The sequence below is a fragment of the Pseudomonas fluorescens genome (assembly GCF_012974785.1).
Taxonomy (GTDB): Bacteria; Pseudomonadota; Gammaproteobacteria; order Pseudomonadales; family Pseudomonadaceae; genus Aquipseudomonas; species Aquipseudomonas fluorescens_BT.
This window is the reverse complement of sequence record NZ_CP027561.1, coordinates 1,709,307-1,733,652: the sequence shown is the minus strand read 5'-3', so window position 1 is coordinate 1,733,652 and position 24,346 is coordinate 1,709,307. Positions and strand designations below refer to the sequence as shown.

General features: G+C 61.2%; 18 protein-coding genes. All 18 read right to left on the bottom strand.

Annotated features, from left to right (window positions below; translation table 11 throughout):
* Positions 1–84: 84 nt before the first annotated feature.
* Complete coding sequence (locus C6Y56_RS07755) at positions 85–1,011, bottom strand: ketoacyl-ACP synthase III (RefSeq protein WP_169429395.1); 927 nt, start codon at positions 1,009–1,011, stop codon at positions 85–87.
* A gap of 225 nt (positions 1,012–1,236) precedes the next feature.
* On the bottom strand, positions 1,237–2,289 hold the full coding sequence (gene pseI / locus C6Y56_RS07750; RefSeq protein WP_169429394.1) for a pseudaminic acid synthase: 1,053 nt from the start codon (positions 2,287–2,289) through the stop codon (positions 1,237–1,239).
* Entirely contained in the window at positions 2,286–3,788 is a 1,503-nt protein-coding gene (gene pseG, locus C6Y56_RS07745) for a UDP-2,4-diacetamido-2,4,6-trideoxy-beta-L-altropyranose hydrolase (protein ID WP_169429393.1), read from the bottom strand. The genes pseI and pseG overlap by 4 nt, the downstream gene beginning before the upstream one ends.
* Positions 3,785–4,480, bottom strand: a complete 696-nt coding sequence (gene pseF, locus C6Y56_RS07740; protein ID WP_169429392.1) for a pseudaminic acid cytidylyltransferase — start codon at positions 4,478–4,480, stop codon at positions 3,785–3,787. Before pseF ends, pseG begins: the two co-directional genes overlap by 4 nt.
* Positions 4,477–5,097: a pseudaminic acid biosynthesis-associated methylase gene (locus C6Y56_RS07735; protein WP_169429391.1), complete on the bottom strand. Its 621-nt coding sequence runs from the start codon at positions 5,095–5,097 to the stop codon at positions 4,477–4,479. Before C6Y56_RS07735 ends, pseF begins: the two co-directional genes overlap by 4 nt.
* 31 nt (positions 5,098–5,128) lie before the next feature.
* On the bottom strand, positions 5,129–6,286 hold the full coding sequence (gene pseC / locus C6Y56_RS07730) for a UDP-4-amino-4,6-dideoxy-N-acetyl-beta-L-altrosamine transaminase (RefSeq protein WP_169429390.1): 1,158 nt from the start codon (positions 6,284–6,286) through the stop codon (positions 5,129–5,131).
* Complete coding sequence (pseB, locus tag C6Y56_RS07725; RefSeq protein ID WP_169429389.1) at positions 6,283–7,284, bottom strand: UDP-N-acetylglucosamine 4,6-dehydratase (inverting); 1,002 nt, start codon at positions 7,282–7,284, stop codon at positions 6,283–6,285. Before pseB ends, pseC begins: the two co-directional genes overlap by 4 nt.
* A gap of 25 nt (positions 7,285–7,309) precedes the next feature.
* On the bottom strand, positions 7,310–10,225 hold the full coding sequence (locus C6Y56_RS07720; protein WP_169429388.1) for a glycosyltransferase family 2 protein: 2,916 nt from the start codon (positions 10,223–10,225) through the stop codon (positions 7,310–7,312).
* Positions 10,226–10,279: 54 nt separating this feature from the next.
* Complete coding sequence (locus tag C6Y56_RS07715; RefSeq protein ID WP_007958324.1) at positions 10,280–11,017, bottom strand: cephalosporin hydroxylase family protein; 738 nt, start codon at positions 11,015–11,017, stop codon at positions 10,280–10,282.
* A gap of 17 nt (positions 11,018–11,034) precedes the next feature.
* Complete coding sequence (locus C6Y56_RS07710; RefSeq protein ID WP_169429387.1) at positions 11,035–12,108, bottom strand: class I SAM-dependent methyltransferase; 1,074 nt, start codon at positions 12,106–12,108, stop codon at positions 11,035–11,037.
* Positions 12,105–12,956: an NAD-dependent epimerase/dehydratase family protein gene (locus C6Y56_RS07705; protein WP_169429386.1), complete on the bottom strand. Its 852-nt coding sequence runs from the start codon at positions 12,954–12,956 to the stop codon at positions 12,105–12,107. Before C6Y56_RS07705 ends, C6Y56_RS07710 begins: the two co-directional genes overlap by 4 nt.
* Positions 12,953–14,179, bottom strand: coding sequence for a class I SAM-dependent methyltransferase (locus tag C6Y56_RS07700; RefSeq protein WP_169429385.1), 1,227 nt, complete (start codon positions 14,177–14,179; stop codon positions 12,953–12,955). Before C6Y56_RS07700 ends, C6Y56_RS07705 begins: the two co-directional genes overlap by 4 nt.
* On the bottom strand, positions 14,176–14,736 hold the full coding sequence (gene rfbC / locus C6Y56_RS07695; protein ID WP_169429384.1) for a dTDP-4-dehydrorhamnose 3,5-epimerase: 561 nt from the start codon (positions 14,734–14,736) through the stop codon (positions 14,176–14,178). Before rfbC ends, C6Y56_RS07700 begins: the two co-directional genes overlap by 4 nt.
* Entirely contained in the window at positions 14,733–15,815 is a 1,083-nt protein-coding gene (gene rfbG, locus C6Y56_RS07690) for a CDP-glucose 4,6-dehydratase (RefSeq protein WP_169429383.1), read from the bottom strand. The genes rfbC and rfbG overlap by 4 nt, the downstream gene beginning before the upstream one ends.
* The gene (gene rfbF / locus C6Y56_RS07685) at positions 15,797–16,570 is read right to left on the bottom strand and encodes a glucose-1-phosphate cytidylyltransferase (RefSeq protein WP_085605742.1); all 774 of its coding nucleotides are present in this window, start codon (positions 16,568–16,570) and stop codon (positions 15,797–15,799) included. The genes rfbG and rfbF overlap by 19 nt, the downstream gene beginning before the upstream one ends.
* 247 nt (positions 16,571–16,817) lie before the next feature.
* On the bottom strand, positions 16,818–18,821 hold the full coding sequence (locus tag C6Y56_RS07680) for a calcium-binding protein (protein ID WP_169429382.1): 2,004 nt from the start codon (positions 18,819–18,821) through the stop codon (positions 16,818–16,820).
* Between the two features lie 239 nt (positions 18,822–19,060).
* Positions 19,061–22,657 carry a glycosyltransferase gene (locus C6Y56_RS07675; protein WP_169429381.1) on the bottom strand — a complete coding sequence of 1,199 codons (3,597 nt, stop codon included), beginning with the start codon at positions 22,655–22,657 and terminating at the stop codon, positions 19,061–19,063.
* Between the two features lie 117 nt (positions 22,658–22,774).
* Positions 22,775–24,346, bottom strand: a complete 1,572-nt coding sequence (locus tag C6Y56_RS07670) for a flagellar hook-associated protein 3 (protein ID WP_169429380.1) — start codon at positions 24,344–24,346, stop codon at positions 22,775–22,777.

The following is a 24,346-nucleotide window of genomic DNA, read 5'->3' as shown; positions in this document are numbered from 1 at the left end:
CGCCTCGCGCTCCCTTCAGGCAAAAAAATAGCGTTCAAGGTTAACCCTTGAACGCTATTTTTGTATCCGCCGTTTTTAACGGATTCAAGGACGATAAATAATCGCCGAACCCCACGACAGACCGACACCGAAACCACTGATCGCGATGCGGTTCCAGTCGGAATCCATCACGTGTTTTTCCAGCAGCAGCGGCACACTGGACGACACGGTGTTGCCGGTCTCGACCATGTCCTTGATGAACTTCTCCGGCTCGCCTTCAAAGCGGCGCGCCACGGCATCGACAATCGCCGCGCTGCCCTGGTGGATGCAGAAGGCATCGATGTCATCGGCGTTGAGGCCCGAATCGTCGAGCAACTCATGCAAGTGCGCCGGGACTTTGAGCAACGCAAAGTTGAACACCTGACGACCGTTCATGAAGAACACGCCATCGGTGACTTTCAGGTGCGGCGCACCGGAACCGTCGGTGCCGAACTTGGCCTTGCCCAACGCCCAGGTCGGGTCTTCGCCCATCCAGGTCGCGGTGGCGGCGTCGCCGAACAGCATGGTGGTGTTGCGATCTTCCGGATCAACGATCTTCGAATATGGGTCAGCGGTGATCAGCAGGCCGTTCTTCAGGCCGGCAGCTTCCATGAAGCCCTTGATCGCGTAGATGCCATAAACGTAACCGGAGCAGCCCAGGGAAATGTCGAACGCGGCGACATTGGTTGGCAGACCCAGTTTGTCCTGGACGATTGCTGCGGTGTGCGGCAGGCCTTCTTCGTCACCGTTCTGGGTGACGACGATCAGTGCATCGATGGATTCACGTTTCAGTTCAGGGTTGTTGGCAAACAGCGCATTGGCCGCTTCAACACACAGATCGGAAGTTTCCTGTTCTGCGTCTTTACGTGGCAGGAAGGCCGAACCGATCTTGCCGAGGATGAATTCTTCATCCTTCTCGAATTTTGCACCTTGTGCGTAATTGTCCACGCCGGCTACAGGAACGTAGCTCGCAATGCTTTTTATGCCAATCATTACGGCTTCCCAATAATAAACAGCCCAATACCACCGCTCGCAAGGATTCGAGGGGCGCCGACAAACAGAAAACGGCCGCCACAACGGGCAGCCACGGGGAGCGCAAAGGGCTATCACTGCAACCGATAACGGGCCAGGCGCCATCTCCCCGGTCAATACAATACAGTGAAGATGCGCGTTATGACTCGCAGGTCACGCTATTTTGCCGAATCGGTGCAGATCGGGTTATTCGACCAATGACCATTCCAGCGGCGTACCGCGCTTGATCGGCGCCCGCGCGCGGCGGCCCAGGACGGCATCGGCGTGCTTGGGCGGCAGACCGAGACCGGGACGAATGGCGCGCAGATTGGCCGCCGTGAACGGTTCACCGGCCGCCATGTCGGCCGTGACGTACAGCGACCGGCGGTAAACCAGGGACTTTTTCTCAGCCTCGGTCACGCCGTAATGCACCTGGCCCATGGCCTGCCAGGCGCGCTCGGTCTCGACCACCAGGCTGGCCATTTCCGCTGGCTCCAGCGAGAAACTGGCGTCCACCCCGCCCGCCGCGCGGTCGAGGGTGAAGTGCTTTTCAACCACTGTAGCTCCGAGCGCCACAGCCGCCACCGAAACGCCGACGCCCATCGAATGATCGGACAGCCCCACCTGACAACCGAACAGCTCTCGCAGATGCGGGATGGTACGCACATTGCTGTTGAGCGGCGTCGCCGGGTAGGTGCTGGTGCACTTGAGCAGCACCAGATCCTTGCACCCGGCCTCGCGGGCGGCGCGTACGGTTTCGTCGAGCTCGGCGATGCTGGCCATGCCGGTGGAAATGATCAGCGGCTTGCCGGTCGCCGCAACACGCCGGATCAGCGGCAGATCGGTGTTTTCAAAACTGGCGATCTTGTAGGCCGGCACCTCGAGGCTTTCAAGGAAGTCCACGGCGCTGTCATCGAACGGTGTCGAAAACGCGAGCATGCCCAGCGCTTTTGCCCGGGCGAAGATCGGCGCGTGCCATTCCCAGGGGGTGTGAGCCTTCTCGTACAGGTCGTACAACGAAGTGCCGGCCCACAGGCTGTTCGGGTCCTTGATGAAGAACTCGCCTTCAGCCAGATCCAGAGTCATGGTGTCGGCGGTGTAGGTTTGCAGCTTCAAGGCGTGAGCACCTGCCTCGGCCGCCGCCTCGACAATCTGCAAAGCGACGTCCAACGACTGATTATGGTTGCCGCTCATTTCGGCAATGATGAACGGCGGTGCGTCGGCACCGATCAGGCGATTGCCGATCTTGAAACTGCTCATGGACGGGATTCCTTCAAAACCTTGGTGAACGCGCAGGCACTTTGTGTGTACCCGGCGTCACGGAAAACATTCATCGAGGGCCGATTGGCCGGCAAGACCCGGGCAGTGATGGCGGTCATTTGCGGCCAGTGCGCAGCCACGAAAGCTTCACCCTGCGCCAGCAGCGCCCTGCCCCAACCAAGGCCGAAACGCCCTTCGAACATATACAGCGAAACTTCTGCCTCGAAGCCACGCAAATCGTAGCGCAGGACGCCGACCGGGCCATCATCCGCCTCGGCCACCAGCAGCAACCGCTGAGGATTGCGCAGACTCGCGCCCAGCCAGTTCACATGTTGCGTCCAGTCAATCGCAGCGCTGTCCAGCGACCAGCGACGCACCACCTCGGCATTGCGCCCGTCGAACAACACCTGCGCATCGTCCAACGTCACTGCGCGCAACTTGAGCACCGCGCCGGCCAGTGCCGCCGCAACCCGCAGCGCACCGCGCCCGTCCACCAGTTGCCGCGAACGCTCGGCCAGGCTCTGGCGCAGATAAACGTTGCCCACGACAAAGCCGATGGCATCGCGCAGTTGCTCGACGCTGACCTGCTCCCGCGCGCCCATGAACACATGCGCGCCGGCCGCCGCCATCACCTCGCCGTTGGCCTGCTGGTTGTTCGACACCGCAATGCAGATCGTCGGCAGGCCCATGGCTGCGCGCTCCCAACTGGTACCACCGCCGGCGCCGATGAACAGGTCGGCTTCAGTCATGCGTCGATGAAAATCGCTGACGAAACTGTGCAGGCGCCAGTTCGGCCGTGTCTCGGCGAGTGCCTGCATCTCTGCCCATGCCGGGTTATCGGCACCGGCGACGAAATCCACTTCAAGCCCGGAAAAATCCGCCAGCGCCTGCATCGCGTGATGGGTCTGGCGCGCCGCATCGAAGCCGCCGAAATTCACCAGTACCCGATGCGCCACCGGTTTGATGTCGATAGCCGGGCCGTTGAACTCCTCGCGCAGCATGGCGAAGCGTGGACCGAGCAGCGTTCGGCAACCGGCCGGCAGCAACGGCTGATAGTTTTCGCTGAGACCGGAGAGGTTCTGATTGAGCAGCAAGTCCACGCTGTACCGACGGGTCGCCAGATCGTCGACGGCGGCGATTCGTGGCGCGAAACGACGGGCCGCGGTCTGCCAGTGATGATCGAGGCCGTAGTGGTCGGCGATGACCCAGTCGAATCCGGCCTGACCGTCCAGCTGCTTCGCCAGTGCATCGATATCCGCCTGCCACGGCAGCATCGATTCGATGGCCTGCTCCGGGTCTTCACCGGCATAACGATCCGGCAACGCGAACGTCTCAAAACCTTCGCCCTGCAGCGCATCGAGCCGATTGCCCGGCAATCGCCGACAGGCAAACGCCACATGACTGCCCTGAGCGCGCAACACCCGCGCCAGCGTCAGGCACCGGGCGATGTGGCCACTGCCGATGGTCGGCGAGGCGTCGGCGCGGATCAGCACTCTCATTGCAGCTCTCCACCAGCCTTGAGGGCGGCGTAAAGGTATTCGGCGCGTTTCCAGTCTTCGACGGTATCGATGTCCTGCACCAGATACCGGGGCAGGATCACCGGCAGACTGGCCGGCGAATACAGCACCTCGCCACTCAGCCAGGCCTCACTACGGCCCCAATAGAACTGGCCGGCATCCTGAAAGGCAGCCGGCAGATCCTGCGAACGGGTATTGCGAAACTCGGGGTACAACGCCGTCAGCGCGCCCTGCCCGTCCAGGGTCAGGGCGCGCTGCACCGGAAAGCCGAAATCAGTGACTGAAAAAGCAAAGGACTTGTCCGGATGCTGCGCCAGCAACTCCAGGCCCTGACGCAGAAACCGCGCCTGCAACAGCGGCGCCGTGGCGTACACACAGCAGGCGTATTCGAAGGCCGGCAGCTGCTGCAAGGCATGCGCGATCACCGCCGCAGTGCCGGTGAAGTCATCGGCCAGCTCCACCGGACGCATGAACGGCACATGAGCACCGTTGGCCCGCGCCACGTCTGCGATCTCTGCGTCGTCTGTACTGACCACGACCTGCTCGAACAACCCTGAATCCAGCGCCGTGCGAATCGAACGGACAATCATCGGCACGCCGTCGAACGGCTTGAGATTCTTGCGCGGGATGCGTTTGCTGCCCCCGCGGGCCGGGATGATTGCGACGTTGTTCAAGGACGTTTTTCCAGCAGAAACCAAGTGATGTCGTCCACCGGAAATTGCGGATCGCGGCGATAACCGAATCCGTAATCCAGCAGTTGCAGATCAGGATAGCGATCGAGCATTTCCCCGGCGAAATCACGCTTGAACAGTTTGCCGCTGTTGCCACGATAGGACACTTCCATCGGCGACGGATTGTAGTATTCGGCAATCAGGATGTAGCGCTGGCTCAGCTCGTACAACTGCGCATAGGCCGTCGGCAACAGCTCCGGGGCCAGATGGATCAGCACGCCTTTGCTCAGGGTCAGGTCGTATTGGCGCTCACGGGGAAAGTCGAACAGCGAACCGTGCCAGATGTTCGCAATCTCCAGCGCACGCGCCTGGGCGCAGGCACTGGCATTGATTTCGACCCCGAACAGCTCGCAACGCGGCAGCAACTGACGCAGCGCCTGCAGGTTGTTGCCGGCGTTGGTGCCCAGTTCCAGCAGGCTGTCGACCCGTCCGGCCCGGGTCAGTGCTTTGGCGAACAACGCCAGATTGGCGGCCACCAGCGGTTGCCCGACGTTGCGGTCGACGTACTGGTTACCGAATTCGCCCTGCCAGAATTGTTCCTGTTCGCTCAGATCACGCATTGCCGTTTTCCATCCACCGCCGCAACGGCACTCATTCAGTCAACCGACGCAATTGCTCGACCACGTAATCCTGTTGTTGATCGCTCAACAACGGAAACAGCGGCAGGCTGATCGCTTCGGCGTAATAACGTTCGGCCTCGGGGAAGTCACCCTCGGCAAAACCCAGTTCACGATAGTACGGCTGCAAATGCACCGGAATGTAGTGCAGGTTCACGCCGATACCGGCGGCACGCAAGCCTTCGAACACCTGACGGTGGCTGAGGTTGAGGCGATCGGTCTGCAAGCGCACCACGTACAGGTGCCAGGCCGATTCGGCCTCCGGCTGGGCGCTCGGCACGGTGACCGGCAAATACGCCAGCAAACGATCGTAACGTGCGGCGAGCGCCCGGCGACGGGCGATGAAGTCGTCCAGTTTGCTCAGCTGTGACAGGCCCAGTGCCGCTTGCAGATCGGTGATTCGATAATTGAAACCCAGCTCGACCTGTTGGTAGTACCACGGGCCGTGACTGGGCTCGGTCATCTGCTGCGGATCGCGGGTCATGCCGTGGCTGCGCAGGCGTTGCAGACGCTCGGCCAGCTCCGGGCGATTGGTCAGCACCATGCCGCCTTCGCCACTGGTGATGATCTTCACCGGATGGAAACTGAACACGGTCATCGCCGCGAACTCACCGCAACCCACCGGGCGCCCGGCGTAGCTCGCGCCGACCGCGTGGGAAGCGTCTTCGATCACGGTGAAGTTGTAGCGTTCGGCCAGTTCGGCAATGCGCCGCATGTCGCAGCTCTGCCCGGAAAACGCCACCGCCACCAGCACTTTGGGCAAGGTGCCGTCGCGCTCGGCCGCGTCGAGTTTGCTGGCCAGCACCTCGGCATCGAGGTTCCAGGTCAGCGGATCGATGTCCACAAAATCAACGTCGGCGCCGCAGTAGCGACCGCAGTTGGCCGACGCAAGAAAGGTGTTCGGCGTGGTCCACAAGCGGTCGCCCGCTCCCAGCCCCGCCGCCAGACAGGCAATGTGCAGCGCCGCCGTGGCGTTGCACACCGCGACGGCGAAATCAGCCTGGCAACGCTCGGCCATCGCCTGTTCGAAACGCTCGATGGTCGGTCCCTGGGTCAACCAGTCGGACTGCAACACCTCGACGACCGCGTCGATGTCCGTCTGGTCGAGGCTTTGCCGACCGTAGGGAATCATACCGATAGCTTCGCGTGCAGGTCGGCGATCTGCCCCACCGAGAGGAAGTGCGGGTTGGTGTCGGAGCGGTACTCAAAGTCCTCGCCCACCGGCCGCCCGTGCTCGCCAAGTTTATCGACGGCAAAATCGACATCGACGCTGGTGAAGCGGATCGAAGGCTGGATCGTGTAGTGATCCTCGAACTCCAGGGTCATCCGCGCATCGTCCAGCGGCACCATCAGTTCGTGCAGTTTCTCGCCCGGACGGATGCCGACATTCTTGTGCGGCAGATGCTCGGCCATGCCGCGAGCCAGATCGACCACACGGATCGACGGGATCTTCGGCACGAACACTTCACCGCCGTGCATCCGCGCAAAGCTGTCGAGGACGAATTGCACGCCGTGATCGAGAGTGATCCAGAACCGGGTCATGCGCTCGTCGGTGATCGGCAGTTCGGTTGCACCCTCGGCAATCAGTTTGCTGAAAAACGGCACCACTGACCCGCGCGAACCCGCCACGTTGCCGTAGCGCACCACGGCAAAACGCGTCTGTTGTTCACCGGCGATGTTGTTCGCGGCGACGAACAATTTGTCCGACAGCAACTTGGTGGCGCCGTACAGGTTGATCGGGCTCGCCGCCTTGTCGGTGGACAGCGCGACGACTTTCTTCACGCCGTTGTCGATGGCGGCGGCGATGATGTTCTCCGCGCCGTTGACGTTGGTGCGGATGCATTCGGTCGGGTTGTATTCCGCCGCCGGCACCTGCTTCAACGCCGCGGCATGCACCACGTAGTCGATGCCGCGCATGGCCTGGCGCAGACGATCGGCGTCGCGCACGTCACCGAGGAAGTAACGCATGCACGGCGCGTTGAACGTCTGCTGCATTTCGTATTGCTTGAGCTCATCCCGGGAGAACACCACCACGCGCTTGGGCTGGTATTGCTCGAGCAGGCGCGCAATGAACTTGCGCCCGAACGAGCCGGTGCCGCCGGAGATGAAAATCGATTTACCGTTGAACATGTCTTGAGTCCTGTTCCCTGTCGACCTAGCCGATCAACTGCGCCCAGTTCAGCGAAGCGCTGTCATTCAGAACAAAGCCTTTGCCACTCAGGCTCAGGTTCGCGTTGTAAGCCTGATCCTGGGCGAAAGCCGCGGCCCATTTTTCCTGCAGGGCAGCCAGTGCCCGGGTTGCCGGGGCAATTTCGGCCTGGTGAATGACTTGCACCGAAGGCGTCCAGACCGTGAGGAAGCCTGCCTGAGCGGCTTTCAGGCACAGATCGACATCGCTGAAACCGTCAGAGAATGTGACGTCGTCCAGACCGTCCAGCGCAACGAACAGCTCTTTGCGCACCATCAGGCACACATTCGAAACCGCCGAGTAGTTCTGATCCACGGACAACCGGTACAGGTAACCCTGGGCATCGTGTTTTTCGCCGACGAATGCCGAGCCAACCCCGCCGTTCATGCCGAGAATCAAACCGGCCTGGCTGATTTTTCCGTCACGGTCGACCAGTTTCGGGCCCACCACGCCGACTTCCGGACGCAGGGCATGGTTGAGCAACGAGTCGAGCCAGTTCGGGTTGACTACCTCTGCGTCAGCCGCGAGCAATACCAGATACTCGCCCTGCGCCTGCTGGCTGGCGGCGTTGTACAACGCCGGTGCACTCAGCGATTGATCGGCACGCAGTACCCGGACTTTCGGATGCTGATACGTGCCAAGCCAGTCATTGACCTCAGCCGACTGCCCGGCGTTGATGGCGACCAGAATTTCGTACTTCTGATAGCGCGTGCGTTGCTGCACCCCTTCCAGGCAGCGCTGCAGGGCTGGCAGATCGTCGCCGGCCGGCACAATGATCGACACCAGAGGACGATCGCTGTGGTGGTAGTCGATCTGGTAAATGCCCGGCACGGACGACGTGACCTTGGCCTTGTAGCCACGGTTGCCCAGGTGACGCAGCAGGGCCAGACGCTCGTGAGCGTTCTCCTCCAGCACTGGCGCCTCGGTGATCAGCAGCGGCTCATCAAGGTGGGCCAGACTGTTGAGGCCATCCTGCTCGATGATGCGCAGCAGCAGGTCGAACTCCAGCGCCTTGCTGAAGTCAGCCGAATAACCACCGGCCTCCACCAGCGCATCGCGACGAATCAACCAGTGACGCGCCATCATGGTCGGCAGGCTCAGCAGCAGGTCCAGGTTGAAACCCGGACGGAACACGCCCACCAGCGCACCGTTTTCCGCGCGCTGGATTTCGTCGGTGGAGACGGCACGGCAATCGCCGGCGTTCATCAGTTCCAGGCTGGCGCGCAACAGGCCGCTGGCGGTGAATTCATCCCCGGCTTGCGCCAGAAGCACCCAGTCGGATGGTGACTGACGGGCACTCTGGTTGAGTTTGTCGATCAGGTTGCCCGGCGTCACGCGGACAAAATGCAGGGTGTTCTGTGCGGTGGTGGCCGCCGGGGCTTCACCGGTGGTGAACACGACGATCCTGAACGCCTTGCACTGTCCTTCAAGCAAGCTGTCGAGGCTGACTTGCAGCTTGTCGATATCGTTGTCCATATCCAGCAGGAAAATGCCGAACTGCTGACCGCCACCGTTGACGGCCAGATGCTCGGCAATCGCCTCGACCTGCCCGGCTTGCGGTTGACGCGAATCCAGCCACTTGAGCAGCCGGCCGGACTGCATGGCGTCGAACGTGCGATGGTGATCTTCCACCGTCAGCGCATCGAGGCGTGCAATCCAGTCACGCATTTTTTGCGCTTCTTCGTCTTCGCCCGCCAGTTCCAGTTGCGCCACCAGACGCTTGTTCACGGTACGGTTGAAGGCATTGAGGTCGTGGGCCTGCCACAGACGCTCAAGCACGCTGTCCTGCGTGTCGTTGTTGCGTGCCTGGAGCAGATGCGCCTGACGCGTCCACACCCCTTCGAGCCCCTGCAATTGAACGCGGCCGGCGGGCATCGCGTGCAGCATGAATTCGAATTGCGCCAGACGATCGAAGAATGCCTGGTTGTAGAACGGCATTTCGACGTACTGCAACGGCCCGAATCGACGGTCCGGCACCTTGAGCACCTGGTTCCAGGTGGACTGGACAATCAGTTCCGCCGTCAGCGCCCGGCCGCTTTGCAGGCTGTCGACCATGGCCTCGAAACTTTGCAGGACAAACGCTTTGCTCTGTTCTGCATCCAGGCCCTGGATCGCAGTAGGCAACCCGGCGAGGAACTCGGCAAAGGCTTCACGCTCGGCCACGGATTTGGCGTCGGCGTACGTCAGCGAGTGGTACACCTCGGTGCTGTGCTCGGAGTTGCCGTAGTTGATCTCGCGTACCACGTAAGGAATCGGCAGGATCCGCGCCTTGGCGCTGGCCAGCAAGAAATACACATGGCCGATTTCCTGCCATTGGAAACTGGTGCCTGGCGGCAATGCCGAATGCCAGGTCTTCATCAGGTCGGTACGGGTCACCGCGTAGAACGGCGGGATGTACTGACTCATGTAGTCAATCACTCGATCCTGGGCTTTCTCGGACGAATAATCTTCCATGACTTTCTTGTCGCGGCGGTAGTAGCTCACGTCACCGGCCAGCGACAGGTACATCAGGCAATAGCCGTGGCACATGCCGTAATCCTGGTTCGCTTGCAGGAAGCTCACCGACTCGGCCAGCGAGTCATGCAGGATGAAGTCGTCGTCGGCCGCCAGCACCATGTACGGCGTGGTCAGTTGCTCGACGCCGTAAGCCAGCTTGGCCTGCATGCCCCAGTAGGCGAACTGCGGCACGTGGTGATAATCGACCGCAGAAAAATCGCCTTCAGGCCGCTCGGCCGTGGAGTCCAGCACCATGATCTTGCAGGGCAAGCTGCTGTAATACTTCACCGCCCGGCGCAGAAACGCCGGACGATTGTGAGTAATCAACACCACGGTCAACAGCTCATTGAGCGGCAGCGCTTGTTCAGAACTGTACTTGCCTTGCATAACCTCTCCCCACAACCGGCAATTTGCCAAAATGACGCTTTGTTGATTTGCGAATTAACGAACGCGACGCAGGTAACCGTCCGGCGCCACGGTGATCAGCAGCTTGTTCTGCAGCTGAACGTCGATTTCGAAATCCTTGTTCTCTTCCAGGTATTTCCACACGGCGGTCTTCGGGTTGTCGCCCGGGCCCCATGGACGATCCGGGAAGAAGTCGGCCGGCATGTCTTCAACCACGGTGTCCATCACCACGCAGTAGCTGTCGACCGAAACCAGTGGTGCGTAGAGGCGCAGCTCTTCGAGCACGTGGTCGTGGGTGTGGTTGGAGTCGAGTACCAGAATGACTTTCTTGCCTTCGGCAGCAGCGCGAACCTGAGCGGCGATGGCCGGGTCGATGCTCGAACCTTCGATCATTTTGATGCGCTTGCTCATCGGGTGGCTTTCGATGGCTTCGCGGTTGTGCGGACGAATATCCAGATCGATGCCCAGCACTTCGCCGTGACCTTGCAGCTCCAGCAAGGAGGCGTAGTAGATGATCGAACCGCCGTGGGCGATGCCGCACTCGATGACCAGGTCCGGTTTCACCTGCCAGATGATTTCCTGCATGGCCATCATGTCTTGCGGCAGCTGGATGATCGGACGACCCATCCACGAGAAGTGGTAGCTGTATTTGTGTTTGGCCGATTCGTTGAAGAAATCACGGGCCAGACCGGTAAGTTTCTGGTCGTCACCCTGCTGGGCGATCTGCTCGCGGCACTCGGCTTCAAAGGCTTTATTGATGCTGTTGTCGGTCATTTGAAAATTCTCAATGGTCACTGGAACGAAGCGCTGTCGACGGCGTGATAGACGTAGCGTCCACCGGTCATCCGCTTGATTTCTTCGAGGTAATTGGAGTTCATCACAAACAGGTTGGCGCCTTCGCGCAACGCATCCATCGCCTCTTGCGGCGAGGACACCCGCGCGCCGCTCAGGGGCAGGTAACGCCCCTGTTTGGCCGGGTTGATATCCACCACCCGATCCACCGCCACACCGGCGCGTTGCAAGAACAGCGAATAGATCACGCCTTTGGACGAGGCGCCCCAGATCGCCGACCCCTGCTCGGGTGCGTCCTGAATGATCTGCACCGCGCGCTCGAGGCTGGCGGTGAAATCGTCAGGCAATGCCAGGCGTGGTACCGGCTGTTCCGGGGTAAGACGCAACGTGGCAAGGTCAGCGACGATGTACAGGTATTGGCCACCGAACAGATGGCCGGCCTCATGCACCGTGCCGAACATCCGGCGCAGGTCATCGAGGCGGAAGTAATTGACATGCTCGTAGAACAGGTCGAACCAGGCGCGGTGTTCGAGAATCCAGTCGAAGCACGGCACTTCGATGTAGATCTGCCCGCCACCCTGATTGGCTTCGGCGATTACCGCCAGAAAACTCACCGGATCCTGAATGTGCTCCAGCACATGGCGCAGCACGATGGCGTCCGCTTCCAGCCCCAGACCACGGGTGAACGGGGCCTTGATCACGTCGGCGTTCTCGCCTTCGTAGGCCGGGTCGATGCCGGTGATGCGATAGCCAAAGCCTTTGAGCAGCTCCAGGAAATAGCCTTTGCCGCAGCCGACTTCGATCAGCTCCTGACCCTTGAAGTGCCGGGCAATGATGCCTTCGACATCGCTCAAGTGCTTCTGGAACTGGCCGGAGTGCGCCTGCTCGTTTTGGTAGTCGGCGTCGTAGCTGAGCTTGTCGGCGTCGAACGCCGCGTTGAAGATCAGACCGCTGCGTTCATCCTGCACCAGCAACAGGTCGGCGCTGGCCGACGCTTTCGCCGATTCAGGATCGGCAAAAGTGCGGTTCTGCAGCACCGGCAGGTCGGTGACCCGATACAACTCGTGCCTCATTGCGACTCTCCCAATAACTGTTGCAAGCGCTCGGTCACTGCCCAGAACGCCAGCGGTTCGTGGGTCGGATACGGGTAGTGGCCGAGGTTCAGGCCGATGGTTGCGCCACGCACGCGCACGCGCTGTTCGACCAGCGCACGCACCGAAACCGGCTGGCCGCTGGCGCAATTGATCGTGCCGTCGAAATCGCGCTTATGCAGGATCGCCGCGAGGTAACCGGTGGCTGTTTCAATCGCCAGGAAGTCCCGCAGCTGTTCGCCGGCCGACATGTTGAACGTCGTCTCGCCCGCATCGATTGCCCGGTCCAGTGCCGCCAACAGACTGTTGGGGTTTTGCCCGGTGCCGTGCAGATAGAACAGCCGCGCCCATTGCAGAGTGAACGGATGCTCCTGCTGCAGGTTTTGCAAAAACAGGTGCAGGGTGTGCTTGGCCAGTCCGTAGGGATTGGCCGGTTGCGCTTCATTCTGCTCACTCAGCGGGCCGCTCTGCATGCCGTACTCGAAGCAGGTGCCAGTGACCAGGACCTGCTTCACGCCCGCCTCCACCGCGCCTTTGATGAAGCGGTAGTCGGCCATCAGGTTGTGCTCGAAATGGAACAGCGCCCGATAGTTCGGCAACCCCGGCCAGGCCAGGTGCGCGAGTGCATCGACGCCCTCGGTCAACGCACCGACATCCAGATCCGCCGCGTGAATATCCGCGCTCACAAACTCGACGTCATTGATCCACGGCATGCTCGCGGCGGTTTGCACATTACGCGCGACCGCTCGCACCGTGCAGCCACGGGCCAGCAACGCCGCAACCAGATGGCGACCGACGAAGCCGGTGGCTCCGGTGACCAGAACCTTCACAGCACGCTCAACTCAGGCACGGCGATCACGAAGCGACCGTCCCACTGACGCACCTGGGCCAGTTGCTGACTGACTTCGTGCAACAGGTTCCATGGCAGCACCAGTACGTAATCCGGCTTCTCGATGTCGATCCGTGCCGGCGCGACAATCGGAATACGGCTGCCCGGCAAGAACTTGCCTTGCTTGTGCGGGTTGGCATCGGCGACCCAGGCCAGCAGATCAGGCTTGACCCCGGCGTAGTTGAGCAAGGTGTTGCCCTTGGCCGCAGCGCCATAACCGACCACACGCTTGCCATCGGCCTTGGCCTGCAACAGGAAACGCAGCAGGTCGTGCTTGATGCGTTCGGCGGCCGGCGCCAGTGTCGCGTAGTACTCGGAGGTTTTGACACCCGCGTCGAGCTCGGCCTGCAACTGCTGTTGTACCGCAGACTGCACGGCGCGGCGTTCGCCGTCCTTGCGCTGCACGAAGACCCGCAGCGAGCCGCCATGGGTGGTCAGCTGGCTGACGTCGAACACTTCCAGACCGTTGCGCTCGCACAGGGTCTGCACGGCGGTCAGGGACAGGTAGGAATAGTGTTCGTGATACAGCGTGTCGAACTGCGCGCCCGCCATCAGCGTCAGCAGTTGCGGGAATTCGAACGTAGCCACGCCGGTCGGTTTGAGCAGCGTGGCGAATCCACCGAGGAAATCGTTGATGTCCGGCACATGAGCCAGCACGTTGTTGGCGGCCATCAGGTCGGCGGCCCAGCCTTCGCTTTTCAGCTGTGCGGCGGTATCGCGGCCGAAGAACAGCTCACGGATCTCCAGGCCTTTTTCCCGTGCCGCCTGCGCGGTGCTGCGGGTCGGCTCGACGCCCAGGCACGGGATGCCGCGACCGGCCACGTATTGCAGCAGGTAACCGTCGTTGGCGGCGACTTCCACCACCCGACTGTCAGCGGTCAGACCGAAGCGCTCGACCATCTCGGCCACATAGCGCTCGGCATGGGCCAGCCAGGTGCTGGAGAACGAACTGAAATAGGCGTACTCGGCGTCGAACAGGCTGTCGGCTGAGGTGTAATCCTCGGTCTGCACCAGCCAGCATTGCTGACACACGGCGACCTTCAGCGGCACCCATTGTTCGGCCTGTTCCAGCCGATCAGCGTGCACGTAGGCGTTGGACGGTGGCGAGGTGCCGAGGTCAATCAGCGGCAGGCTCAGCGGTGCGGCGCACCCACGGCAGTTCATAGACGCACTCCAGCAAAGTGTTGATCGAGCGCGGGATGGCTGGAATCCCGCGCTGACAAATTATTGACAGGCAACGGCCAGGCAATCGCCAGCCGTGGATCGTTCACCGACAGACCGCCCTCGTGCTCCGGCGCGTAGTCGGCGCTGTGCAGGTAAAGCAGTTCGGCATCCTCGGTGAGGGTCTGGAAACCGTGGGCGAAGCCGGCCGGGATCAACAGGCTGCGACCGTCGCCGGCCTTCAGGTGCTCGGCGTGCCAGTGCAGGAAGGTCTCGGAATCCGGGCGCAGGTCCACCGCCACGTCCCACACTTCACCGCGCAGGCAGGTGATCAATTTGGCTTCCGGCGCGTTGGCGTTCTGGTAATGCAGACCGCGCACGCTGCCCTTCTGGCGAGTGCAGGAGTGGTTGATCTGGCGGATGTGGAATTCGGCGCCAAACGCCTTCAGGCTGCCTTCGCAGAACAGTCGGGCGAAATGCCCGCGCTGATCTTCGAAGCGTTTGTGCTGGACGCTGAACAGCCCGGCCAGCGGCAACTGTTTCAAGGAGAATTCGCTCACAGCGCGCCCCGGTACAGGTTCAGTTGGCCGAGGGTCACGGTGCGCATGTCGTCGCCGTTCTGCCAGGCCAGATGCCAGTCGAGGGTCTGGGTCAGACACTGCTGCAACGACCAGCGCGGTTGCCAGCCCAGCACCTGACGGGCGCGACTGCTGTCCAGACGCAGCAGGCCGGCTTCGTGCAGGTCACTCTTTTCGAGGCGCAGGCCACGGGCCTGAGGCCAGCGATTGGAGAGCAGTTCGACCACCTCGCCGACGCTGCACATGTCCGCCTCACCCGGGCCGAAGTTCCACGCCCCGGCGTACTCCGGGCCTTGTTCGTAGAGCCCGGCGGCCAGTTGCAGGTAGCCGGCCAACGGCTCCAGCGCATGCTGCCACGGGCGCACGGCTTGCGGGTAACGCAAGGTCACCGGCTCGTCGGCCGACCAAGCTTTCAGTACGTCGGGAATCAGGCGCTCAGGGGCGAAATCACCGCCACCCAAGACGTTGCCGGCGCGCGCGGTGGCCAGGGCCAGACCGTGCTCGGCGTACTTGTCGACCGGGAAGAACGAGGCTGCGTAAGACTGCGCCAGCAACTCGCAGCACGCCTTGCTGCTGCTGTAAGGGTCGTGGCCACCGAGGGCTTCGTCCTCGCGGTACGGCCACAGCCATTCCTTGTTGGCGTAGACCTTGTCGGTGGTCACCAGCACACAGGCGCGCACGCAACCGACCTGACGAATCGCTTCGAGCAGGTTGAGGGTGCCCATGACATTGCTGGAATAAGTCCCCAGCGGATCGCGATAGCCTTCACGCACCAGCGGCTGGGCCGCCAGGTGCAGGACGATTTCCGGCTCGTTGTCGGCGATGATTTCCAGCAAGGCGCCGAGGTCACGCAGGTCGCCGCGCTGGTCATTGATGCCTTCGCTGACGCGTGCCAGTTCGAACAGGCTCGGCTCGGTCGACGGGTCGAGGGAAAAACCGCTGACTTGCGCACCGAGGCTTTGCAGCCACAGAGTCAGCCAGCTGCCCTTGAAACCGGTGTGCCCGGTGACCAGAACCCGCTTGCCGCGCCAGAATTCCGGACTCAGGCCCATTGCTTCCATGGGGCCTCCCCGCTCTGCCACAGTGCTTCGAGATGGTTTTTGTCGCGCAGGGTGTCCATCGGATGCCAGAAACCTTCGTGCTCGAAGGCTTTCAGTTGTTCGTCCTGAGCCAGTTGAGCCAAAGGCTCCGCTTCCCAGGTGGTTTCGTCGCCAGCAATGTAGGACAGCACTTTCGGCGACAACACGAAGAAACCGCCATTGATCCAGCCGCCGTCGCCGCGAGGTTTTTCGGTGAAGCCGAGCACCTGATCGCCATGCCGCTCAAGGGCGCCGTAACGGCCCGGTGGCTGCACGGCGGTGACGGTCGCCAGACGGCCGTGACCTTTGTGGTAGTCGACCAGTTGCGCAATGTTGATGTCGGAGACGCCGTCGCCGTAGGTGAAGCAGAACGCCTCTTCATCCTTGAGGTAACGGCCGGCACGCAGCAGACGGCCACCGGTCATGGTTTCCTCGCCAGTGTCGATCAGGGTGACGCTCCACGGCTCGCTGTAGTTCTGGTGAACGTCCATGCGGTTGTTGCGCATGTCGAACGTGACGTCGGAAGTGTGCAGGAAGTAGTTGGCGAAGAAATCCTTGATCGCGTAGCCCTTGTAGCCGAGGCAGATCACGAAGTCGTGAATTCCGTGGGCGGAATACTGCTTCATGATGTGCCAGAGAATTGGCTTGCCGCCGATCTCGATCATCGGCTTGGGCTTGAGGTGCGACTCTTCACTGATGCGCGTGCCGAGGCCACCCGCCAAAATAACTGCCTTCATCGTCTCCCCTCTTCTACGTCACAGGGCTCGGCCTCGCTGTTGCAGGCCTTTGCGGCTGAACCTTTGCCAGTCCGGGCGCAGGTGAATGACCGCGAGCGCTCGTTTTATGGCGATTTGAAGGGGACTTGCAGGAAACGCGCCAGCTCCGCCAGCCCTGCGTCGGCGAGGAAATGCAGGCATGAAAAAAGGGATGAATCCGTGGCCGGACTCATCCCTTTCATCAAGCTGTTTCAATCAATCGGACGGATCAGCCAAACATCGCGAATCCATCGATCGTGGCCGGCAGGTCGTAGATCTGGCCGTCAGCGGTCTGCAGATGCTCGATTTTGTTGTACCCGGCATACACGGCAGACTCGGCGTACCAGCCCTGCAGCTTCACGCCGCTGTCGGGAATCCCGACGCTGCCGTCGTTGGCGCCATGCAGATAGGCGTCATCACCGATGCGAGTGACGTTCAGCTGGCTGAGATTGGCGACAGTATTCAGGATCAGCGTGTCATTGAGGTCCCAGCCTTCGTCCTGAATCGTTACCAGCCCGGTGGTGTTCACGAAATAGGTGTCATCACCCGTACCGCCGAACGCGAAGCCGCCAGTGCCGGACTGGCCCGCCAGGTTGAGAACCAGCACGTCATGACCGCTGTCACCGAACAGCATGTAGTTGCTGCCGGTCCCGGTCAGCACGTCATTGCCTTCATCACCGTAGGCACTGCCGCGGTTGACCGTGACGGTGTCATCGCCCTCGTCTCCATGGGCCAATGTACCCAGGTCATTCACGGCACTGACGATGACGTCATCGCCCGAACCGCCAGACAGCAAGTCGGCCTGCGCGACATTTGTGTCGAGACCGGATTTCAGTCCGCCATAGAGATAGTCATTGCCATCGCCACCCACAATCTGATCACTACCAGACCCGCCTTCGAGGACGTTGTCACCCGAGTCGCCTCGCAGGAAGTCATCGAACCGGCTACCGCGCAGCCCTTCAATATCGACGTAGGTATCGTAGAGCGCGATACCGCTTTGCGGCCCCCAGCCCAGCGAGGCACTCAACCCTTCGTTGCTGTCGTCGTAGCTGACGATGTCGATACCGGCCCCGCCCTCAAAGCGATCACCGCCCGCGCCACCCGACAGGACGTCATTGCCGGCACCGGAGATGATTCTGTTGTCTTCGTCGTTACCGTATCCGGTGAAGTCCGCCGTGCCGGTGTAGGTCATGTTCTCGATGAACGCAGCCATGTGCATCGACGACAGGCTGGTGTTCAGCTGATCGATGCCACCGCGGAAATTCTGCTCGATGATGGTCACACCCTCGCTGTTGATCGTGTACACATCATCACCCGCACCGCCCTCCAGGGTCAGGCCGCCGACGTTGGCGGTGAAGTGGTCAGCGAACGGCGTACCGATGACTTTCTCCACGTTCAGCAACGTGACATCCGGACCTGCCTGCTGACCGATGCCGATATTGACGCCATCCCAGGAGTGACGGTAGCTCACGGTGTCGTAGCCATCGGCGCCATCCACGATCATGGCGTTATCGAGCAGATACACCACGTCATCGAAATTCGATCCCTGAATCGCCTCGATGCCGGTGAAGGAGTCGCCATAGGCGATGGTCAATGCGTCGAAGTTCTCGAAGTCCAGGACTCTCACACCTTCGAGGCTGTCGGAATAGCTGACGGTATCGAAGCCTTCGCCACCCACGAAGTGATCAGCGCCGGCGCCGCCCCACAGCCAGTCGTTGCCGGCGCCACCGATGATCTCGTTGTCGCTGGCATTGCCGTAACCCTTGAAGTCGCCCGTGCCGGTAAAGGTCAGCTTCTCGATGAACGGGTCCATCTTGATGGTGTTGAGACTGGTGCGCAGCTCGTCGTAGCCGAGATAGTTTTCCTCGATGATCGTCACACCCTCGCTGCCGACGATATACACATCGTCACCGACACTGCCTTCCAGCGTCACGCCGGCCACATTGCTGGTGAAGGTGTCATTTTGAAAAGTGCCGAAGACCTTCTCCACGCCGACCAGCGTATCGACCTTGCCGTCAGCGGCAGTGACAGTCGCCGAAGCACTGCTGAACTCGACGTTCACGCCCGAGGACAAGGCGTAATAATTCACCGTATCAAACCCTTCCCCGCCATCCAGCAGATCATTGCCGGCGCTTGCCAGCAACACATCATCCGACTCCAGTCCATAGAGTTGGTCATCACCGTCGGTGCCCAACAGGACATCCGCATCACTCGTTCCATTCACTACTGCCATTTGCTTCTTCCTTGCGTGGTTGTTGAATCCGCGAACCTGCCATCCCGGGCACACGCCGACCCTGCCTGCGGCAGCCATCCCGAATGAGCGAATAGAGAGATATCGACAGAAAAATCCCGATGCTTGAGGCCGTCGAGCAAAAAAAGTATCGCGATTGATACAAATACGATTTTTGCGGCGCAAAAAAAAACAGGCGACTCGAAAGTCGCCTGTTTTCCAGAGGGGCCCGCGCGAACCGGTCAGTCCGCCAGCCAGCCCGCTTCCCAGTACCGCAGGTTGTCACCACGCAGCACGTAGTCGCGCAGTACGACTTCACGCAACTCATCACCCATGCGATAGCTGGCGTCCGGGTCGGCCAGGTGCATGCGGATCGCTTGCAACCACTCATCCGTGGTGTTGGTCTTGATCCGCGTGCAAGGCAGGTAGCCGCGATAGGCCTCGGTGTCGGTGCAGATCACCGGGTAGCCGCAGGCGCCATATTCCAACAGACGCAGGTTGCTCTTGCAGTCGTTGAAGATGTGGAACTCCAGCGGTGCCAGGGCCAGGTCGAGGTTGAGGCTGGCCAGTTTCGCCGGGTACACGTCCAGGCCGATCACACCATGGAACTCATGCATGTACGGACGCAAATCGTCCGGGCACATGCCGAAGAACACCCAGTCGACCTCATTCGCCAATTCGCGAACCACGTCGGCGATGACAGCAAGGTCACCGTGGTGACTGGTGCCGCCACCCCAGCCGACCCGCGGTTTTTTCGACGTGCGGCGCTGGCTGCGCAGGTCTGACCACAGGTGTTTGGCCAACATGTTCGGAACAACGCGAATATCGTTGTGCATGCTCGACAGCGCATTACCCAGCGGCGCCGTGGACACCACGACCCGGTCGCACATGCCGATCGCACGACGCACCAGCGCCTCCATTTCGTCCTTGCCCGGCATGTTGCGAATGTGGGCATTGCGATGAGGAACATGGATCACGTAGTCGTCGAGTTCGTAGATCCTGCGGGCGTTGGAATACTTTTGCAGGCTCGGAATCTCGTTGATCGGGCCTTCGGAATATCGTCCCTGCAAAATGATCACGTCCGGCGACTGACGCTCGACCTCGATGATGCTCGGCAGGTTGTAATGAATGCGCCCCAGCGCCCGCCCCGCCGCTTCCAGCTCGATCAGCGGTTGCGTCACGCGGTAGTGACCGATGGCCGATGCGTTGACTGGCAGCGCGAGAATTTTCGGCAATTGCGGCTGCGAAAACGGACTCCAGCCAGTACGCAGTCCCGGATCGAGACGAAAGCTCGACCCGACAATCCCGTTCAACGACAGGTTGGCGTTATACGCCGGATCGCGCGCCACAATCGGCAGCCAGCGCTTGTAGAAGACTTCCTGCTCCTGGGCGTGCAACGCCACTTCAGCGTCGTTCGCCGCTACGACCGGCTGTGCGCCGAGCGCCAGTTGGGCAAATGGCGTCCAGACCACCAGATAGCCTTCCTGACCAACGCGCAAGCACAGGTCGACCTCGTGCAGCGATTGCGCCAGATGCTCCTCATCCAGCCCGCCGACCGCTTCGAAAACCGACTTGCGCACCATCAGGCAATCGCTGCCGACAGCGCTCAGATCCTGTGTGACCAGCAGCCGGTACATGTAACCCGTCGCATGCATCGACTCGCCGTAGAACGGTACGCCCGCTGGTCCCTGCAGGCCGAGAATCAGACCGGCATGCAATACCCGACCATCCGGGTTGAAGATCTTGGCGCCCACCACGCCAACTTCCGGGCGTTGTGCATGATTGAGCATTTCCGTCAGCCAGTCACCGTGGGTGATCACACTGTACGGGTTGAGCAGCAGTACATACTCGCCGCGAGCCTGGCTGACCGTGACATTGCGCACTGCCGCCACATTGTCCTGCAGCGGGCAGTCGAGCACGCGAATCCGCTCGCTGCCCAATTGCGACATGCCGTCAAACCAGGCTTTCGCCTCGGCGGTCTCGCTGCCATTGTCGACCAGCAACAACTCATATTCGCCGTAGGCGGTTTTCTCCAGCAGGCTCTCGACGCAACGCTGTACGGCGGCCGTCTGATCCTTGCTGACGATGACGATCGACACCAGTGGCTGGCTCGCGTGGCGATAGTCCACACGGTTGAGCAACGCCGAACTGCCCCGGCGAATGTCATGCGAGATGCCCAGACGGTGCAGATGCGCCTCAAGCAATTGCGCGTTGTTGTCTGCCAGTTGCGGCTCCGACAACCACTTGGCCAGATCGAATGCCGACTCCAGCAGAATCTCGGAGATGTGACCGACTGCCTGCAAGCCGTCGTTCTCGACCATACGCAGCAAGACGTCGTGCGGGGCCAACTCGCCGAACACGGAGTCAAAACCACCCAGTGCCAGGAAGCGTTCACGCTCGAATGCCAGCGCCCTGCCCACGTACGGATAGCTGCGCATCAGGTCCAGGTTGAAATCCGGCTTGAACACGGGCTCTGTGGATTCACCCTCGCTCAACCCGCCTTCATCGCTGTACAGACACATCAGCGTGCGCGAAAGCGCAATGCGCTCAGCCATCACCAACAACGCCGGCACGACCAGTCGATCACCGGCACGCAGCAGATAGAACCAGTCAGCGCCGTCCAGTTGCGGCAGCAGTTCATTGAGCTGCTGGCGCCAGTCATCCTGCAGCGGCATGCGCACGACCCGCTCATCCAACTGCGCTTCGGTGCAGGATGCCGACAATACGAGTGTCAGCTCAGGCACGTACTCTTGGGCGGCGAGCGATTGCAGGGTCAGTTCCAGGGCGGAAACGCTGCCCTGTTCGTCGATGATGACCGGCACGATCTTCGGAATGCGCGGCCAGTTGGCCATGGTCTCCGGGAGCAATTCACGCTGACCTTCGGTCAGGCTGCGGCACGCCAGCCATTGCGCGTACAGCTGGGCAAAGCTGACGCTGGCAATACCGACATGCCAATCCTGAGTGGTCTGCTTGGTGCCCAGCGTCCGGCTCAGCGGCAACTCTTCCCAGACCCGAGGCGATTCACCCGCCTTGGTGACCGGCAGATAGCGCACCCAACCCGGCGCAGGCGCCGACTCGCCACTGCGAGCCTTGAGCATCTGCGTCAACCATTGCCGCTCGACCATGGTCGCATCGCGCATCGCTTGCTGAGCGCTCAAACGCTCGGGGTACAGGCGCTCGACACTCAGAATGTGATTGGACACCACAAGGTTTGCGCGGCGCAGCAGGCACACATACAACGCAAAATCCAGGGAAGCGACAAAACAATGGCCCGGTTGTGTCAGGGCCGGAAGCAGTTCCAGCACATCGGCCCGGCGGAACAGGGCATTACTGAAGCCGCCAAGAATATTGACCGGGAAGTTTTCGAAAATGGCCAGCAGGTCTTCGCCCTTGAACAGACCGGACACCGGAGACAGCGGAGTATTTTCCAGTCGCGACGGCAGCGGCAGGTCGTCAGCGTCCCAAAACAGGCGCTGAGCCAATACCAGATTGACATCTGTCTGATCGATGAGCGTTTGTGCCTGACTTTCGATGCAGGTGATAAACAACTGATCGTCGTCGCACAGGAACTTGATGAATTCACCCTGCGCCTGTTCCAGGCACGCATGGAAGTTGCCGACCATCCCCAGCGTTTGGACATTGCGCACGTAGCGCACCGCAACCCCGGTACGCTCGATGATCGACGCAACAGTTTGCTCGATCTCGTCGCCACGACTGTCGTCACAGACAATGATCTCAAGATTGCCGTAAGTCTGACTCACGGCACTGTTCAAGGCCCGTTCGAAAAAACGTGGATTGAAGGCAGGGATAACAAGACTGACAAGGGGGAGTGAATTCACGGCGGACTCGCAAGCGGCGGGAACCCGCCCGGAACAGCGAGCCCTTTGAAGCCGCAAAAGAAGAACAATAAGTACAGAGCAGTCAGAGCAACCGGGCGCTCGCGCGCCCGGTTAGCATCAGATCTTGTTGAACAGGCCCAACTGGCTGATTTTGCTGAATGCCAGTTGCGAGGCCTGCAGCATGGTCTGCTGCAAGGTCAGGCGGGTCATCACCTCGGCCGGATCCGAATCACGGATCGAACCCTGGGTCGTGGTGTTCGCCTGGATCAGACTCTGGTTGGTGGTGTCCTGATCATCCAGCGACTGACCGCGAGCACCGATCGAAGTGACGGCCGCGCCGATCTGCGTGGAGGCGCTGTCGAGGTTACCCAGGGCCGATTCCATGGCACCCTGGAATTTCTGCTTGGTGACCGGGTCGGCATCGACCGGCAGGTTCAGCGCCGCGACCATCTGGCCCAGGGTGTCGAGCACGTTCTGGGTCTGGTGGTTGTTGGACTGGATCGAGAACTGATCGCCCGCGCCCGGCGTACCGCCGATGGCGAAGGTCACGCCCGCCGCCGTGGCGTTTGCACCAACCATGGTGCCCGACGAAATCGGCTTGCTGTCAGCGGTGACCGGCGCCGCGTACAGATCGAAGTCAGTGGCGCTGGTGAACTTCAGGATCGCACCGCCGCCCGACGGGAACGTGGCGTCGTAGGCGCCCTGGTTGGTCACGCTGGAGCCGGTGATGACCGCGGTGGACGGGTTGCCGGGGCTGCGCGCCGTGGTGAACGAGTCCGGAGTGACGGACAGCTGAAAGCTGTGACCGGCGATGACCGCGTCCGGGTTGGTGTCACCAGGCTTGAGGTTGATGTTCAACTTCAGGTCGACGCCACGGAAGCTGACCGTCTGGTTCGTGCCGTTGCTGTTGCTGATCAGCCCGTTCTGGCTAGCCTCGGACGTCACGTCGTTGCCCAGGGCATCGGTGATCTTCAGCTGAGTGCTGCTGAGAAAGTCCACGGTGTACGGTTGGCCGGCCGCGAACTTGGCGTTGTACGTCGCAGCGGTGCCAACGATACCGTTGGTCAGTACCACGCGACCATCGTCGACCAACGGAGCGGTCATGCTGGTCTGGGTGCGGGCAGTATTGATGGTCTGCTGGAACGCGTCCCAACCGGTAGTGTTGGTGGTCACCGACATGCCGTCGCCAATGCCCAGGTTGATCTGGGTCTGGTCGCCGTTGTAGGTGTAGGTGCCATCGACGTTTTGCGAGTACGGCGCCGTGTCGGTCTTGGAACCGGAGAACATGTAGTTGCCGTTGGCATCCTTGGAGTTCATCAGGCCCAGCACTTGTTGCTGGATCTGGCTCAGCTCTGCCGCATAAGCCTTGCGGTTATCGTCGGTGGCGATGCCGTTGTTGGCCGCCAGACCGATCTCCTTCGCGCGCTGCAAAGCGGTGGTGATGGAGTTCAGCGTCGACTCCTGCACGGTCAGCGAGTTCTTGGTGGTATCGATGTTGCCCTGATACTGCTCCAGCATCGAGGCCTGCTGCCCCAGCTTGAGCAGGCGCCCGGCGCCGATCGGATCGTCGGCGGCGGTGTTGATGCGCTGCAGGCTGCTCGCCTCGTTGGCGGTAGCGACAGTCTTGCTGTAGTTACGCTGATATTGGGCAGCTTGTGTCGCGTAATACTGGGCGGTGGAAATGCGCAT